The sequence below is a fragment of the Bacteroidia bacterium genome (assembly GCA_041391665.1).
Taxonomy (GTDB): Bacteria; Bacteroidota; Bacteroidia; order J057; family J057; genus JAGQVA01.
Genome location: JAWKNO010000002.1, coordinates 670,431 through 688,017, shown reverse-complemented (window position 1 = coordinate 688,017; position 17,587 = coordinate 670,431). Strand labels below are relative to the sequence as shown.

12 protein-coding genes are annotated in these 17,587 nt (G+C 48.3%); 7 read left to right on the top strand and 5 right to left on the bottom strand.

The features are described from left to right. Positions 1 to 6: 6 nt before the first annotated feature. A complete protein-coding gene (locus tag R3D00_14450; protein ID MEZ4774382.1) occupies positions 7 to 1,242 on the bottom strand; it encodes a hypothetical protein in 1,236 nt (411 codons plus the stop codon). Between the two features lie 143 nt (positions 1,243 to 1,385). Here R3D00_14450 and R3D00_14445 point away from each other — a divergent pair, with 143 nt between their 5' ends. From R3D00_14445 to R3D00_14435, 3 genes are all read left to right on the top strand, one after another. Continuing rightward, positions 1,386 to 3,722 (top strand): hypothetical protein, encoded by a 2,337-nt coding sequence (locus tag R3D00_14445; protein MEZ4774381.1) that lies wholly within the window; start codon positions 1,386 to 1,388, stop codon positions 3,720 to 3,722. Positions 3,723 to 3,784: 62 nt separating this feature from the next. Beyond that, the gene (locus R3D00_14440) at positions 3,785 to 5,887 is read left to right on the top strand and encodes a hypothetical protein (GenBank protein ID MEZ4774380.1); all 2,103 of its coding nucleotides are present in this window, start codon (positions 3,785 to 3,787) and stop codon (positions 5,885 to 5,887) included. A 4-nt stretch (positions 5,888 to 5,891) separates the two neighbouring features. Beyond that, positions 5,892 to 7,205 carry a DUF5723 family protein gene (locus R3D00_14435; protein MEZ4774379.1) on the top strand — a complete coding sequence of 438 codons (1,314 nt, stop codon included), beginning with the start codon at positions 5,892 to 5,894 and terminating at the stop codon, positions 7,203 to 7,205. Here R3D00_14435 and R3D00_14430 read toward each other — a convergent pair. The 4 genes from R3D00_14430 to R3D00_14415 form a co-directional block, all read right to left on the bottom strand. Then, the gene (locus tag R3D00_14430) at positions 7,153 to 7,788 is read right to left on the bottom strand and encodes a lysophospholipid acyltransferase family protein (protein ID MEZ4774378.1); all 636 of its coding nucleotides are present in this window, start codon (positions 7,786 to 7,788) and stop codon (positions 7,153 to 7,155) included. The two genes, R3D00_14435 and R3D00_14430, sit on opposite strands and share 53 nt — an antisense overlap. A gap of 325 nt (positions 7,789 to 8,113) precedes the next feature. Next, a complete protein-coding gene (gene crtD / locus R3D00_14425; protein MEZ4774377.1) occupies positions 8,114 to 9,580 on the bottom strand; it encodes a 1-hydroxycarotenoid 3,4-desaturase CrtD in 1,467 nt (488 codons plus the stop codon). A gap of 857 nt (positions 9,581 to 10,437) precedes the next feature. Next, a complete protein-coding gene (locus R3D00_14420; protein ID MEZ4774376.1) occupies positions 10,438 to 11,232 on the bottom strand; it encodes a tetratricopeptide repeat protein in 795 nt (264 codons plus the stop codon). Between the two features lie 24 nt (positions 11,233 to 11,256). Then, entirely contained in the window at positions 11,257 to 11,856 is a 600-nt protein-coding gene (locus R3D00_14415; GenBank protein MEZ4774375.1) for a sigma-70 family RNA polymerase sigma factor, read from the bottom strand. Positions 11,857 to 11,992: 136 nt separating this feature from the next. Between R3D00_14415 and R3D00_14410 the strand changes: the two genes are divergently transcribed. From R3D00_14410 to R3D00_14395, 4 genes are all read left to right on the top strand, one after another. Beyond that, positions 11,993 to 12,613, top strand: coding sequence for a hypothetical protein (locus R3D00_14410; GenBank protein ID MEZ4774374.1), 621 nt, complete (start codon positions 11,993 to 11,995; stop codon positions 12,611 to 12,613). 34 nt (positions 12,614 to 12,647) lie between these two features. After that, positions 12,648 to 15,785 carry a CHAT domain-containing tetratricopeptide repeat protein gene (locus tag R3D00_14405; GenBank protein MEZ4774373.1) on the top strand — a complete coding sequence of 1,046 codons (3,138 nt, stop codon included), beginning with the start codon at positions 12,648 to 12,650 and terminating at the stop codon, positions 15,783 to 15,785. A gap of 68 nt (positions 15,786 to 15,853) precedes the next feature. Next, on the top strand, positions 15,854 to 16,354 hold the full coding sequence (locus tag R3D00_14400; GenBank protein MEZ4774372.1) for a hypothetical protein: 501 nt from the start codon (positions 15,854 to 15,856) through the stop codon (positions 16,352 to 16,354). A gap of 35 nt (positions 16,355 to 16,389) precedes the next feature. Then, positions 16,390 to 17,586: a hypothetical protein gene (locus R3D00_14395; GenBank protein MEZ4774371.1), complete on the top strand. Its 1,197-nt coding sequence runs from the start codon at positions 16,390 to 16,392 to the stop codon at positions 17,584 to 17,586. Position 17,587: the final 1 nt, after the last annotated feature.

Below are 17,587 nucleotides of genomic sequence, written 5' to 3'. Positions count from 1 at the left end.
GCTATTTTACATATCATACATGGCAATATCATGGAGAATCTTAGACACCTCCGCTGGTTGCAGTCCGGTTGCCTTAACATTAATTTTCAGATCACCAATCAACACAGAGGTATCCGTCCAGGACAATGTGCCATACGATTTGATTTCACTCCATGAAATATATTTAAGGTCGGGGTTAAGCCAATAGTCAGGATTCCCCTGGCGGATAATTACCCCTCGTTCGGTAAATACAAATCCATAATCAAATTTTTTAAACGCCGAATACCAGGAAACATTGTTGAGAGCGCCGGCAATCACTTCGTTCTCCGAGACCCGATAAAAGGTGCGCAATGTGCTTTCCAGAACATGATCGATAGCAGACCGTGGATACACATTGGATGCATGACTCGCGCCGGCAATTTCTTTGTAGTTTTCAAGAATGCCGCTGATTTTTGTGCCTGGGATTGAAGTGGGTTTGGGGGAACTAATTATTTTGGAAGTAAATAAACCTTTTGTTCTCGCATATAATTCCCGAAAAACCTGATACATAGATTGCGCTACAGGAGCTATTGATAACGGCCAGGTGACCAATACATCACAAATTAGCTCCAAATTACCTCCACTATTATTCCACAATGAAGGGGTAGTTTTTTGCTTATCAGCGGTATCGGCAGGTCGGTTGGGGGAAATCGGTGAAGCCCAGTTTGTAAAAGGTACAATCTGGAACTCAGATTTTTCCCAGGGGAAAAATTTTTCTTTAGCCATACTGGCCATAACGCCTATTGCTTCTTCTGCCTCCTCTCTCAATTCATAAACGATCTCCGCTTGCATGATACTCCCCAGACTTTTTAAAGCCCAAAGAGACTGAAAGGATGTACTCGCCATATCCAATTTGTTTATGCGATTTGTATAAGAGTTTATACTTGATCGATTATTTATGAAACCTACACACATCCTTACCAAACCACTACAAACTAAACGTGGCAATTTTAAAGTTGCCACACATGCATATGTACCTACCATTAGTGGAATACGGTTTCTCATGAAGCCTGAAGTTACCTGAAATACACTTTTTCCAGTACTCAGTTGAATTTCATGTACTGTCGCGACCTCATTAGAGGCAACTTCGGTGATACTAAGAATTGTCGGCTGAAGTGTTGTTTTTTGCAGATATTCTTTATTTTCAGCCTTTAATGACAGCATAGACAAGAACGGCAATAAAAATATTACCCATGAGAATTTTTGCAAGGGAATTCGTTTCATAATGGTTAGATTTTGAATAAAACTTAGTAAATGAGATAGAAGTAAGCATTCTGGGAGCAAGGAAATACTAGAATATCTTCTTTCGCTGAAAATATTTAATTAAAAATAACATCAGAAAGTCAAGATTGTTTAAAAATAAGATATTGTTTACCGATCACCAAACTTCAGGTGTAACAAATTTCGGAGTATTTTTTACCCGAAAATATCCTGTTCCCCTCTTACTACTCCTCACACTCGCGGGAGTAATCACCTGGTTTGGTGATGCTTTTTTTCACCCCAATCAATATATTTTCAGTGGAGCAGGCGACGGACTAAGGGCCTATTATGCAACCAGTTATGAGCTTTTGTACGGACATTTTGGCACATTCAGAGGGGTCATGTATCCGCATGGTGTGCCGCAGGTATATATGGATATGAATCCGCTCGTGACGGGGATCATGAAGGTTTTCCAGTCGTTTATCAATATCGAACCCTATACCGTCGGTTTTATCAATACGCTCATGATCCTGGCCTTCTTCCCGGCGGCATTTTTCAATTTCCGTCTGTTTCAAAAAAGCCTGATCCCGGCGGCGCCTGCTATTATTTTTGCGCTGATCATCACATTTATGGCTCCGCAGATCCGGCGGCTTACGGGACATTTTCCGTTGGCTTACAGTTTTTTTGTGCCGATGATCTGGCTGGTTTTATTGCGGGTGGGGGAAAATCGCCAGACGGGAAAATGGCTGTTGGTTTACGCGGGTCTTACCTCGCTGTTTTCTTTTACCCATCCCTATTACTTTCTGCTGGGAGGGGCTTTTATGGTGAGTTATCTGTTGGTACATTTTCTCCAAAACAAACCCCTACGCCGAAAAAATGTACAGTTTTATCTGGCAGGAGTGGGCACCGCTTTATTACCCGGTATCATTCTGAAAATATGGGAAATGGTTACGACTCCGCAGGATGCCCAATTCGTCAGTTATCCCTATGGTTTCCTCAATTATATGGCGGGGTTTGAATCGGTTTTCCTCCCCTCTCAACCGCCTTTATTTGATATGTGGAGGCTTTTGATTCCTGTCCGCAGACTGGACAGTGAAGGATATGCCTATGTCGGTTTTGTGGGCTTACTGGTTTTGCTTTCAGTAACAGGGCGAATATTCATCCTCTGGCGAAAGAAAAAACGAAACCGAATTTTGCGCCCCGTTTTACCCGATACCCTGCGCATTTCTCTCTGGGCAGGAGCCTTACTACTGATTCCCGCTTTTGCCTATCCGTTTCAACTTTTCCCCGATTTGCTCGATCTGGTTCCGTTTATCCGGCAGTTTCGCTCGATGGGCAGGCTGGCATGGGTATTTTACCATGTGTTTATGGTTTTTTCGGCCTTTTATATTTACGCTTTTTACAGAGCTCTTCGCATCCAACACAAAACTGTACTGGCAACGATGCTACTGTTTCTGAGCGTTTTTTCGTGGGTAGCTGAGGCGGTTATTCTCGCAAAAAACGAACGAAAAATCATTCTCGCCAATCATATCTCCCATTTCCCCGAAAGACAGGCAGACTTCTCGCATATACTTTCTGAAGCGGGTAAAAATGCTGCTGACTTCCAGGCGATCATTGCGCTTCCTTTCTTCCATATCGGCTCGGAAAAGCTTCAAATCTCTGACTGGATGGCCAACCGTTTGGCTTTTGCCGTATCGCGCCATACGGGCCTGCCGATGGTCAATTTTACCGCTGCCCGCACCCCGCTTTCTTATTCCCTCGAAGCGGTCAACCTCGTCAGCCATCCGCTTATACCCAAAGAACTTCCCGGCAAAATTGACGACCCGCGCCCGTTTCTGGTGATATATCCGGGAGGAAACCTTTCGCCTGGCGAACAATTTATACTTGACCGGGCCCGGCCAATCGGCAATTTTGGCGAAACACAATTTTATAGCCTCGGCTTACCGGATCTCTCTTACGATCGGATAGGTTTTACAACTGCGGTTAATAATGAAAATGACAGCTTATGGGCTTCTGCAGGAGAATTATCCTATTCGCCCCCGTCAGCTTCGCCCCCGCTTTACTGGAATAACTTTGGCGACGATGGGGGATTGCCGGGAAAATTGGTGCTAAACAGTAATCAAAAATTTACAACCCTATACGACGGCGTATTGTCTGTGACAGAAAATAATTTTCCGCTCGAACTTTCATTCTGGACAAATCTCGACATCGGATCCAACTATCTTTCCCATATCAACGTGAAGCAGTATAAAGGCGAACGAATGGTGGACTGGCAGAAAATCCCCATTGTAGATACCCGGGATGTGATGGAAAAAATGGCCAGGGTTTCTGTTCCCTTTACGGTACTGGAACCTAAAAACCGCGTCCTGATAGACACGAGGTCCGAAAACCGATGGTTTGACAATATCCTTATTTGCCCCGCAACAACACGGGTGAAAGGGTATTTTGCCGGTGATAGTTGTATGATGTACAACAATTATCTTATTTGCCAGCCGGGAAAATGAGCAGTTAGTTTAGCGCCTGATCTAATTTTTCGAATGCCTCAACGTTGTAAAGAGAAAAATCTGTGAAAATTGTACACTATCTTTTTTTGATTATCCTCACAACCTTTACCCTTTCTGCCTGCCGGTTGAACCCCACCGAAGGCCTTGAATGGGATGCGGATTTTCTTACGCCGATTGCCCATGCATCCACAGGCATTACGGATCTGGTTCAGGACACTACTTTGTTAAGTGTGGGGCCTGACAACCTGATCTCGATCGTTGTAAGGGATACAGTGGCCAGCGCCGCACTCAAAGACTTTGTCGAATTTCCCGACACGACGGTAGTACTCGGAGTCAAACTCGACACCCTGACCCTCGCGTCTGACACCATCAGTCAGACCCTGACACTGGCCGATCTGGCCCGGCAGCTTATCGCCAACGGCGACGCAACTACGGGCAACCTCCTGCTCCAAAACCACGGCAATACCGTGCCTATTGTCCCCGGTACTCCCGGACTCAGCAGCGGCCTGATCGAAATCGATGCCAGCACTTTTTTTCAATATGCAGAACTCCAGGAAGGCGAGCTCGTACTCAGCATCACCAATGAGTTTCCGCTGAATATCACCAATGTCATTCTGGATGTAAAAAATAAAAACCTGCCCGGCCCGTCGCTGGTCGCAGATACCTTCGGCATTATCTATAAAAACTCTACCGTAACGGAAACCTATGACCTGGCAGGAAAACAGGTAGAAAGTGCGCTCGAAGGCCAACTGGCAAATCTGGATGTGGAAACTGGCTTTTTTGTTCCGATCGACACCAATGATTTTATCCGAATCACCCTGGTAGCGCAAAACCTGAAAGCCAAAACAGCCACGGCCGTTTTCCCGGCACAAACCATCATCGACAGTGTCAGAAATACCACCTACCGCTTCGGCGGAGATTTTGCCGATATAGAGCTCACCAAAATCGTTGTAAAATCGGGTAAAATACGCGCCTCCACGATCAGCACGGTCGAGGACACCATCCGGTTTCAGTATATTCTTCCCGCCGCAGTCAACAGTCTGGGACAGGTTCCATCAGTGGACATCAAACTTAATCCGGCGCCGCCGGGTGGGGTTACAACACAAATTGTCGAGCGGGAACTCGGCGGGTTTACCATCGACCTGACTGCCGGAGGAACCACCTACAACACATTCGAAGAAAAAATCCTCGTCGAACTCCTGGAGTCGGGCAAAATCGTGACCCTCGACCAAACCGACAGCATTCAGGTAGAATTTGGCCTCGTGGAAATCGAACCTACTTATGTTGAAGGATATATCGGACAGGAAGTCTTTCGGTTTAGCGGCTCGCAGTCGGTAGATGTATTTAATGACCTCGATGTAAAAAAATTAAAATTCACCGAACCGAGCGCCACCATTACATTTGCCAGTTCGGTAGGAGTTGATGCGCAGGTTGAAATCAATACATTCACCGCCGTCAATAAAAAAACCGGTGTGGAGACCCCGCTTTCCGGAACGCCGCTGGTTACAGGGCCATTAAATATTGCCGGGGCAGAACTACCCGATACTGCGGGAATCGTGCTGACAACTGTGCGGTTTACCCCTGACAACAGCAATATTACCACGTTTATCAACCTGCTGGCAGATGAACTCGCCTACGACCTGAAAGTTACCACCAACCACAATGGCAATCCGGCACTGCACGACAACTTCGCTTCTGACAAAAGCCAGCTTGCCGCTTATGTAGATTTCCAGTTGCCGCTGGCAGGGATTCTCGAAGATCTGGTGCTGAATGATACGACAGACCTCGACTTCGGCAATATCGATCTCGCAGAAATCGAAGGCGGCACGTTGCGCATTCTGCTGGAAAATGAATTTCCGCTGGAGGCAACGGTAACAGCGCAGGTGTTTGACGAAAACTACCGGCTGCTCTCCACGCTCACAGAAAATCAGATCCTGTCTCCGGGAACGGTAGATGGCAGCGGGTATGTCACTACACCCGGAAAAACTACGCTTGAAAAGAGTTTTACCCTGGCTGAACTCGAATCCATTATTCAGGAAGGAAAATATCTGGCGCTTCACTATAGCATGCGCACAGCGCCTTCGGGCACCCCCGTAAAACTTTACGCCGACTACCGGATCAACGCCAAACTCGTCGGACAATTTACCTACCGACTCAGAAACTAATTGTATGACAGCATATTTGCGGAGGATGTACCTCCTGATTTTCCTGATTTTTTCGATTGCCACCCTGAGGGCGCAGTCGGGATTACAAATACAGTTTCAGCCTGAAGAAATTACGGCGCAGTTTTCACAACCCGCCTTTCTCTCCATTCACCAGATGAAATCTTTCAGTGTGGGGGTCGGCGGAGAATACGGCTTAGCCGCCAATACCCTGAGTGTAAACCGTTTGCTGATGGACGACAGCTTTATCAGCAAGGAAGAAAAAGATGTATTGGTCGGGCAAATGGGTGACGATAACCGACTTCGGCTTGGCTTCAACCAATTGGCGATGCTCAATCTGGCAGTCAAAAACCAGCGGATCAGCATTTCATTTCGCGACTTTCAGGGCGGGTATTTCCGCATCAACAATCCCTCCACAGCCGGACTCATCCTTTACGGAAATGCGCCCTACGCCGGACAAACCGTAACAGATGAAAACATCACCCTCCGAAACCTCCGCTTCCGGGAAATAGGCGTAGGTTCAGCCTGGAAAGCCGGAGATTTTTCCATCGGGCTGCGCCTGAAAGCATTGATCGGCAGCTATGGCAATTTTACCGACAATCTGAGTTATTCGCTGTTTACGGCTGAAGATGGCAGTGATATCCGGCTCAACAGCAACTATCAGATTTTCAACGGAAAAAGCGGTGCAGGCCTGGGCGCAGATCTGGGTTTTGTATATCAACCCAATGAAAAAATACTGCTTCAGGCAGCGGTGCGCGATTTGGGTTTTATCAGTTGGAATGGCATACGCAGAGACAATCAGGTTTCTATTTCTTATGAAGGCGTGGATTTGAATCAGTTTATCGACACAGATTTTTCCACCGGCGGGCAGCTTTTTACGCCCGATACGCTGCAGGAATTATTTTTCCCAGACTCAGCCAGCGGCACCTACCGGATGAATATGCCCGGCAACTTTTCGATTGGCGGTTCGTGGGAATTTTCTACCGGAAAAACCATCTCCGCATCAGTCAATGGCGGCTTTTCACAATATGCAGCCTGGACACCAACACCCCTCGTAAACGTCGGCTATTCCCACCAGTTGTGGAGGCCCCTGACGATTGGGGTTAATGCTTTTGTCGGGGGAATGGAAGGTTTCGGATTTGGCGGATTTGTCAGGGCAAATGTGTCTTTGGCTGATCAGTATGGCGTCAGTCTCTTTGTCGCAGCCGACAATGCCGCCGGGCTCATTTCTCCCGAAACAGCGCGTGGATTTGCCCTTCAGGGCGGAATCACGGTTCGGATGCTGCAGGAACCTGCTGCTTCTGCCGTTCCCGCGCAGTAGCGTAAAATTGCCGGTAGGCCTGAGTGATTTCTTCTGCCGAAAAACCGCCGCTGTAAACCGAAAGATACATCCGGAGCAAAGGACGGGGAAAAGAACCATAATCAACCATAGACGCAAAAAACACTGTCTGAAATGGTTTGGTACATCGTTGATAGATTTTTTCAAGTCCGGGCTGGAAGACAAAATTGTCGTCGTAGATCGAATGGATTTTCCCCTGCGGGTACATCAGCACCATATTCGCCGGATTTTCGAGCAGGCTCGCTGTATAGCGAATCGTTTCGACCATCGAGCGATTGCCCGGATTGATAGAAAAAGCCCCGCCTTTGGTCATAAAAAGCCGTTTGCTCAATTCTGATTCCAGCATCATGACGTGGTATTCCTTCCGGAAAAACCATTTATTGAGCATCATGGGCCAGAAACCATCCCACCAGCTGATATGATTGCCGATCAGCAACAGCGCCTTATCCGGCGCAATTTTCAGTTCCCGGTCATATTCCACCTTGCGGAAACAGACCCGCATCGACCAGGCACTGAAATTTTCCCAGAAAAAACGGCCAAAGAGAGAAGGAGAAGCGACAATCATATTAAATAAAATTTCGAAAATATATTCTGTGATTCCTTTGCGAAACTCTGCGTCCTCTGCGTGAACCTTCGAATTGCTGATCGAAGATCAGTTTCACGTTCTTGAACGCAGATTCCCGCAAAGTACCACGCAGAGTATCGCAGAGGTAGCTTTTATCAAATACACTTTGCGTCTGTGTTTTTTATGGTGCCAATAGGTATATCATTCAGTAACATTCAATCCCCAAACCTGCGCGGGCCAGGAAAATTCGGCGGCTGGGGCGGCTTGCGGCGCGGCATAGAATTTTCCGATTTTTTGCGCTACTTTTTTCTAAAAAAAGTAGCAATTAAACCATCCCATCCACAATCTTCGCCGAAAGCAAACAAAGCGGAATCCCGCCCCCCGGATGCACACTTCCCCCACAAAAATACAGGCCATTTATGTCCGGATGAAAATTGGGATGCCGCAAAAATGCCGCAAATTTATTGTTGGAGCTATTGCCGTACAGCGCCCCCTGGAAAGAAGAAGTCCGGGAGTCAATGGTGCGCGGGTCGAGAACTTTTTCCGTTAGAATAAACGCCTCCACCGATTCTCCCAGCATTTTTTCGAGTTTCAGGAGAATATTTTCCCGTGCATTTTTGATCAGGCGATCCCAGTCCTGCCCCGAATTCGCCGGAACATTGATCATCACAAACCAGTTTTCACAGCCTTCGGGCGCATCTTCAGGGTTTTGTTTACTGCTGATATACACATAGACCGTCGGGTCGTGGAAAATGGCTTTTTCCTGCCAGATTTTCCGGAATTCCTCCTCATAATTTTCACTGAAGAAGATATTGTGCAGATCCAGTTGGGGGAATGTTTTTTGGATTCCCCAGTAAAAAATCAGCGCAGAACTGGATCGCGGCTGGCGGAGGATTTTTTCAGGTGCGGGAAGATCAGACAGCAAATGGCGGTAAGTCGGCACGACATCCGCATTGCTTACGACGACGTCTGCGGCGATTTTGGCTCCATTTACCCGAACCCCTTTCACGCGCTTATTTTCAACCAGAATTTTCTCCACCCCGGTGTCAAAAGAAAAATGCACCCCCAGTTCTTCTGCGAGCTGGTACAGGCTGGTAGTAATCGAATACATGCCTTTGGCGGGGAAATAAGCGCCGAGATTGTGTTCGAGGTGCGGGATAATATTAAGCGTTGCGGGAGCCTGGTAGGGGTCGGAGCCATTGTAGGTAGCGTAGCGGTTAAACAACTGCACCACCCGCGGATCGCGAAACTGCTTTTTATTGGCGCGTGCCATCGTGCGGAAAGCGTCGATGCGGTGCAATTGCAGGGCCGAGACCAGCGTATCCCAGCGCAGGTAGGTCGAAAGTTTGTGGAGCGAACGTTCGAGGAACACGTGATGGGTAATGCCGTAGAGCACCTCACTCTTTTTAAGCCAGCGGAGGACGCGCGATTTGTCTTCACCCGTCTTTTGTTGCAGTTCTTCTGCAAAAGCCACCGGATCGCTCCACGCCTGAATCTGCGTGCCGTCGGGGTAAAAATATTGGGTAATGACGGGGAGCAACTCGTAGGCAAAGTAGTCTTTCGGATTTTTGCCGGCAAGGGAAAAGAGTTCCTCCACCAGCCCTGGCAGCGTAAACAGCGAAGGCCCGGCATCAAAGCGGAAGCCATCTGCGATTATTTCCGAAAGTTTGCCCCCGGGGCGGGGATTTTTTTCATACACAGACACAGTGTATCCCCTGACTTTCAGGCGAATGGCGATCGCGATCCCTGCGATCCCGGCCCCGACTATAACAGCATGTTGGCGATTTTTCACAGAAAATTTTCTTTGTAAATCTACGAAGGGTCCGGATTGTTTGCACAAGAAGATATTTTCTTGAAAATAAGGTGCCTTCGGCACGTTTGCGACAATATTTTCCACGCTAAAAGGTAAAAGCCACGAATGATGCGAATGGCACGAATGGTGTCTGGGGTATTTTTTAACACGAATATTCTTATAAAATAATCTGTTCCCCTTCGCCACAGGCGAAAATCCCGAAGGGATGACATTTTTATAGAAATGTGCAATGGGTAAATCATCAAACTCCGAAGGAGTGGTATTTTGGGTTTGCTGGGGCCTTCGGCACGTTTGCGACAATATTTTCCACGCTAAAAGGTAAAAGCCACGAATGACGCGAATGGCACGAATGGCACGAATGGCACGAATGGCACGAATAATATCTGTAAACGCGGGGATTTCCTCCCGGCTTTTTAGAAGGTCCCTCCCCCGAAAGGGGCCTTTGGCTCGCTATCGCTCGTTCGGGTCCCGGGGACTCCTTCGGAGATGACGAAATGTCGTCTTAATAACGCGCTTCTCCGGCCGGAGAAGCATATTTATACTAACACCAGCCGTCATCCCGAACGACCAACGGGAGGAGGGACCTTTTCCTCTTTCATCCGTTGGATGGTTTTGGTATAAGGCGAAGCCACGACTCCGGAGGAGTCACATGTTTGTAGCCAATCGGGCCACCCATTTATTTTTTTCTTTATGTTGCGCGCCGCAGCGCGCCCATGCGACCGGGGCTTCGAGCCTCCTCAGCCGCCGGTCAGATGCGCCGCAAGGCGCGCCAAAACCGGTGGGTGAGGCCCTCTCAATCCGGTGGGTGAGCGGAGTCGAACCCCACCGGACACGCCCTACCCCACTCCGGGTACAGACCACCAGATGCTGGTGAGGTTTTGTAGCAGGGCTCCGGCTTTTTCTTTGTAGCCGTGCCCGGGGTTGTTGGCGATTTTTTGTAATACGGCTACGGCCTTGTCTCGGTCGCCGGCTTTCAGCCAGGCGAGGGCGAGGTACCACTCGGAAACTTCGCCGTACTTGCTGTTGCTGGTCAACTGCTGCAAATGGCCGATGGATGCGGCTGCCTCGCCTTCGGCAAGGAGGGACATCGCCAGGTAAAACCGGGCGTCAGCCAAATCGGGATATTGTGCCAGTGTCTTTTCCAATGTCTGCCGGGCGTCGGCGTAGTCTTTCATATTATATCTCGCCATAGCCGCCAAAATCAGCGAATCGGAGGGCAAAACGTCGCCTTTATAGGTGATCACGTCGCGGTAGGGCTCAAACTGCTCGCTTGCGATTCTGTCAGGGTCGTACCGGTAAAACAGTAGTACCCACGAACTCGCGAGCAACAGGAGGATAACCGCTGCTGCCCGGAATACCGGATGGCTAAAAATATTCTTCCGGCCGGAAAGGGGAATGGTTTTTCCCTCTGGCGCGGCTTCCATGGCTGCGTCGATGCGGCGCAGCTTTTCTTTATAGTCAACCTGTGTGTAGAGTTCCAGCAGTTTATGTGTCTGACGGTGAAGTTTTACTTCTTCAGCCAGGGTTTGATCGTCGCGTATCTGTACCTCAAACGCTGCCCGCTCTTCCGGTGTCATTTCTTCGGCCAGGTATGCTTCGATTTGTTCTGTCATTTGCTCTTTGTTTGCCATGAGTCCCGTAATTTTGCCAACTAACTACCGCTCAACCAATTCTTCTATTAAAGCGCGCGCTTCGGGGTGGTTTCTTATCAATTCTTTCAACTCGCTGAGGCAGTGGTTTTTTTTGTTTCTCACTACCTGCTCGTTCTGATAACCGAGTTCGTCGGCTATTTCCTTCATCGAATATTTCTCCGCCCATCGCACCAGCACCTCGCGGCATTTTGCCTTGAGGGAGTCCAGCAGGTTTCTCACCAGGTCGCGCTGGTCGGCATCCATAATGCTGACCTCAGGGGTAATGTCGGTTTCGTCTTCTTCCCCGACATTTTTATACCCCTCTTCACGCGTGCTTCGGTTAAACCGCCGGTACCAGAGGTTCTTGCTGATCGCGTACAGGTAGGTGTTAAGGGCACTTTTTCCTGCAAATTTCCCTTCCCTGACCGATACCAGCAAACTCACCAAAGCATCCTGGAAAATATCCTTCGCCTCTTCTCTGCTGCCATTGCGCGCGGTGATAAATGAAATAATCTGTTCGACATGCCGCCGGTACAGAAATTCCATCGCATCATCACAGGCAGTTCCTCCTTCCCTGATTGCTTTTATCAACGCTTCATCTGTATAGTTGAGCCTTTTCATCATATTGGTTCACCTGACGGGGATAAATGTAACCTGAAAAGATAAAATATTAAAAATGTTCGTCAACAATCTTCATGGATTGTTACATTTACGCTTGTCATCTGAACCAACAGGTATCATTTTCAAACAAACAACAGTAATGAAACCTTATTCCGTTCCATCTATTCTTATGATCTGCTTCGCGCTTTTTTTCCTTCGGGGAATGGCGTTTTCTGAAGTATCTGCCCACGTCTCCAGCAATAGTAATTACCCGTTTCTGCACCTGGTGAGCAAAAATGAACAACCCTCACAAGCCAGTTACCGCTTCAAAAAAGGCAACCAGAGCCTGAACCTGCAACTCAAACTTCAGGGTGGAGATGTTTTGGTTCGAATGGTTGTCGGGCAAAATCAGGTTGTCGCATTGGGAAAAATCACCAAAAATGGCAATCGTCGCGTCACGACCGTAACCAAAACACAAGATGGCCTCCTCGCCTACTGGCAGTTTGCGCTGGACAGAGTTGCGATTATCGGCAGCTCGCTGGTTCTGCAATCCGCAGAGCTTGTCCTTAGCCATGAACTTCAGGACTGCCTCGATGCATGTGCACGGCAGGAACTCTTCAACCTCATCAAAGCCGATCTGGCGGGCAAACTCCTCGATAAATACAACCAAACTGCGACCAGTGACGCCGGAGGTTGCGGGGAAATATCCATTTGTACAGCAGGAACGCTGAACGAATACGACCAGTGCGTGCAGAATTGTTATGACCGATATGGCAATTGACGGAAAATAATTGCCGGAAAATCCGCACCTGTTTATGCAAAAAATTTTCAGTCTGGTTATCTGTATCGTTGGGTTCTGGGGGAATGGATTTCCTCAATCTTCGCCCTCCCATACCGGTGGCCAGACTGATATTGTTTTTTTTCTGGAAAAAGGCCAGAAGTTTCTCAACCTTTCCGAGCCGGACTCGGCATTTGTGTTTCTTCCCCGGGCGGAATTGCTGGCAGAAAAATATCTTTCCCCTGAAGATCCTGTGCGAATTCGTGTTTTGCTGGCGAATGCAGCCGTTCATCTGGCGCTCGATCATTACCCCGAGGCAGAAACGCGACTTCAGCAGGCACATACATCCGCAACGAAGGCACATATTCCCGACCTGGAGGCAGAGTCTTTGATTTCGCTCGGGTATGCAGCGTGTGCGACAAACCGCTACCCGGCAGCGGAAGGCCATCTTGCCAAAGCGGAATCATTGCTTATTGCGCAAACCAAGCCCCAGCCGCTACTGTTTGCAAAACTTCGTTTCGGACAGGGTTACCTGCTCCAGCTGCAGCAGGACTACCCCCTCTCGCTGAAAAAATATGCAGAGAGCCGAACCCTGTTTGAACAGGCGCTTTCCCCCGATGACCCCGAGGTTGCCCGCGCCCTCAACTTTGCCGGTCAGGTGTACCGGGCAATGGGCGAAAACGAAAATGCCTTAAAAAACCATCTTCAGGCGCTGGCCATTCAGCAAAAAAAATTGCCCGAAGAACACCTCGAAATCGCCCGCACCTATCTCTATCTGGGAATTTGCGCATACCAGGAGGGTGACTACCCGGCCGCACTCGATTATTACGAACAAGCCCTGCGCATCCGCCGCAGGAAACTGGGCGAAAAACACCGCCTCGTGGCTTCGGTGTATAACAACCTCGGCCTGGTTTTCTGGATGGAAGGTCAGCCCCGGCAAGCCCTCAGCTACTATACTTCGGCAGTGAGTATTTATATCGAACTGTTGGGACCCGAGGATATTGGGGTGGCAACGGGTTACAACAATATGGGCCTGTGTTACACGGACTTAAAACAATTCAAAGAAGCCATTCACTACTACAGCCTGGCCCTGGGCATACGGATAAAACGACAGGGAAAAGATCACCCCAGTCTGGCAGGCATTTACAACAATATCGGACTGGCACAACTCGATGCCGCCAACTATACACAGGCAATGGCGGGTTTTCGCGAAGCCCTGCGAATCGGCGAACAAAACGAAGGTTTCCATCAGGTGCGGGTAGGCAAATATTACAGCAACATCGGCAGGGTCTATCGGGAAATGAAAGACCCGATACAAGCTCTACAATGGCATCAACAGGCGTTGATTCACGCTATTACAGACTACAGCGACACCAACTGGTGCCACAACCCGCCCGTAGAATCGTTCCCCATTTCTCCCGATTTCCTCGAAATTCTCCATCATAAAGCCCGCAGCATCAATGACCTGCCGCAAAACCAGGCCAATGCAACCTGTGCCCTCGAAACCTATCTCGCCGCCGCATCCCTCATCGATCTGATGCGGGTGCGATACCTCAGCGAAGATGCCAAGTTTAGACTGGCGCGGCGGGCTTCAGAAATCTACGCAGATGGCATTACCACGGCCCGGCAGTTGTATCTGCTTTCAGGAAAAAATCCCCAATACATGGATATCGCCCTGCGCTTCAGCGAAAAACAAAAAGCTATGGTGCTGCTGGAAGCACTGAATACCGCCCGCGCAGAGAAGTTTGGGATGTTGCCCGAGGCCTTAATTATCCGGGAAAAACAACTGCGAAAAACCCAGACAGAACTAAAGGAACTTTTATTCGAAGAAAAACAAAAGGGGGGAAAATCCGACAGCCTCGTCATTGCAGAAATGACCGCCAAACTATTTACCGCTGGCAGGCAATATGATTCGCTCACCCGGATTTTTGACACTCAATATCCCCGCTATTACCAGCTCAAATACCAGTCAGAACCACCAGGCATTTCCGATATCCTTGGCCAGCTTCCGCCTGAAACGGGCATAGTCGAATATTATCTGGGGAGTGGCAACCTCCACATCTTCCTGATTACCGCTTCCCGTACAGAATGGATGGTCGTCTCCGATATCAATAACCTGAGTTCTATGGTGAAACGGTTTCAGGAGAGCATATTTGGCGGATTCAGAAATATCGGGGTTAATGATTCTCTGCATCTGCAATGGGCGGATCAGTATGTGAATCTGGCAGACTCCTTATACCAACGAGTTTTTGCCCCTTTGACAGACGCACCCCTTCCTGAAAAACTATTTCTCATCCCCGACGGAATGCTGGGATATATTCCTTTTGACGCCTTACTCACCTCAAAACCCGAAAACGCAGGAGCCTATCGCAATTATCCGTATCTGATTCGCAGATTTACGCTCAGTCAGCATTATTCTGCAGCTTTATTATTTCGCAGCGACAATGATCCTTCGGACACAAAACCGCTGAAACATGCCGTTATATTTGCGCCGGTGTTTACGGAAGAAATGGAAATGCCAGGCCAGAAAAAGCCACAGCCATTGATATACAGCGAAGAAGAGGCTCAAAAAATAACGCGGCTTACCGGCGGAGATATTTTCCTGAAAAGAGCTGCATCCAAATCCGCTTTTTTTGAGCAGGCGGGAAAATACCAGATCATCCATATTTCCAGCCATGCGCGGGTAAACGACAGAGATCCCATGTTTTCCACCATTGATTTTGCCGAAGGAGAAACCGTAAATGTATTGGATCTGTTTGGCATGGAAATCCAGGCAGATCTCGTTACCCTGAGTGCATGTGAAACCGGTTCGGGAGAATTATTCAGCGGGGAGGGAATCATGAGCCTTGCGCGGGGGTTTATTTATGCAGGAGCAAAAAGTATTGTCAATACCCTGTGGGAGGTAAATGATGCTGCCACAGCAGAAATCATGACCAGCTTTTACGAAAGCCTGTCAGCAGGTAACTCTAAAGACGAAGCGCTCCGAAATGCCAAAACCGGCTGGTTGTCGAGAGCCGATCACCTGATGGCACATCCCTACTATTGGGCAGGGTATATAGCAGTGGGAGATATGTCTGCGCTGCCTGTCAGCCATTTACCGGTAACACTCTTTCTTATCGCGGGGGTCATAGTAGCAATAATTCTGACTTTTTTTCTGATTTACCGGCGAAAATAAGGTTACGTTTTTTCTGTTTCAGGATACCAAAAGGTACAAATTAACCTTTTCACCAAACAAAAAAAACAATGAAAACCTTAGTAAAATCCCTCGCTTTCTTATGCGCCCTTATGGTTTGCGCTATCGTTTTTCAGGGCAACACTTCCCCCGGTATTGAAGAAGGATTTGGCGAAGTAGCTGTCAATGACAATTATGTTCCCGTAGGCATTTTAGGCTGTGATATCACCGTCAAAGCCGAAAATAAAAGCCTCAAAAAAATCACCATTCAGTTTAGTGAGTCCGATGTCAGAACCCAGACCGGCTCATGGTCAAATATCTATTTTGGTACATTCAACAATACCCGTTGCGACAAAGCCAATCTTATCCTGGAATCAAAAAGCGGAAATGAAAGCAACCGCTGCGAACTGGACATGGGCTGTAATTTTGAGCGCCGCTACCGGTTTAAGTTGAAGTGTGTTTATGAAGGAGAAACCAGCTACGCAACGGTCTATTATCCATCCTCCACCGACTATGCCGATAAAGGGGCTACCGTCATAGACCTTGGCAATATAGGCCGTCATTTTAAATAAACCATTCGCCAACCCTTCACCGAAAAGCCAATAGAATGAAAAAGTATCTGAAAATCTGCTTTCTGATCTTCGTATGCGCATTCAGCGACAAACTAATTGCACAGCCTACCGATGCGCAAATCAAAGCAGACCTCACAAGTCCCGGCGTTACGAAAATAGAGCTTTCCAAAACCAACGGCGCAAAGGTATGGAGTTCCACGTATCAGCAGTATTATTGGGAGCGTGGAGCAGTCATCACCCGCAATGCAAAACTTGCGGAGTATCCCAATGCCACGATTGAAATCGGCGGAATCGCCCGCTACACGATTGTAAACGGAAAGTTTTCCTATAATCGTTTTCTGACCACCTGGAATGAATACAAAGGCATTCCCACCCCGACAGATGAAGATGTTCTGGAGATGGTAAAACAAAACCTCAGCTCGTTTCTGGTCGGCCGGTACAACGATATAGTTAGCGAACTGGAAAACCTGCGGATTGCAGAGGAGAAAAACTCAGAGTGGCATACCGCCAATTCATTTTCCATCAACCTGGCCTGTTCTTATGAAAAGAAGATCAGCTATACAGAAACTGCCCGATACGATGCCATTTACCGGGTGCGCTTTTACCGCGACGCGATCAGCAGTCCGTGGAAGCCGGGTTTTGTCTCTTCCAATGTATCGGAAACCGAATTGTCCAAAACCACCCACAACGCCGACGACCTCCGGGTAATGCCTACCCTCGCCAGTATTGATGAGGAGAAAAAAGCCAATGAGGCACTAGCCGGGCTACCCAATGTAGAGATTCCGCAATTTCAGAGTGATGTGGAGGCATTTCTTTACATTCACAAGATCCTGCGGGAGGGAACTGCCGATGAGTTTGAGGCGATGATGATGAAAATGCTGGCGCCGGCCTATTTTATCGAGGGAAGCAAAGTTTTACTTAACAGAAACGGAGCCGATATGATCAACAACAACCGCCGCATTGCCTTTGAGGGAAAAAGCACCTATTCTCAGCAATACTGTGAAGACCCGCTGATCAAACACCGGCAGACCAATATGATCGAGTTTCTCAACAAAAGCAAACAAACCTATACGCGCATTTCGATCGACAAATTTGGCGGCAGATACGAGCGGGGCGTCAAGGTAGATCAGGAATACAAAATCGTCAGTCTCTCGGTAGGAGTATTAACCCGTCAGGAAGACCTCGATTATATGAATTCTTTCCCCGATGACGAGCTCTGCAAACAAAATTAGG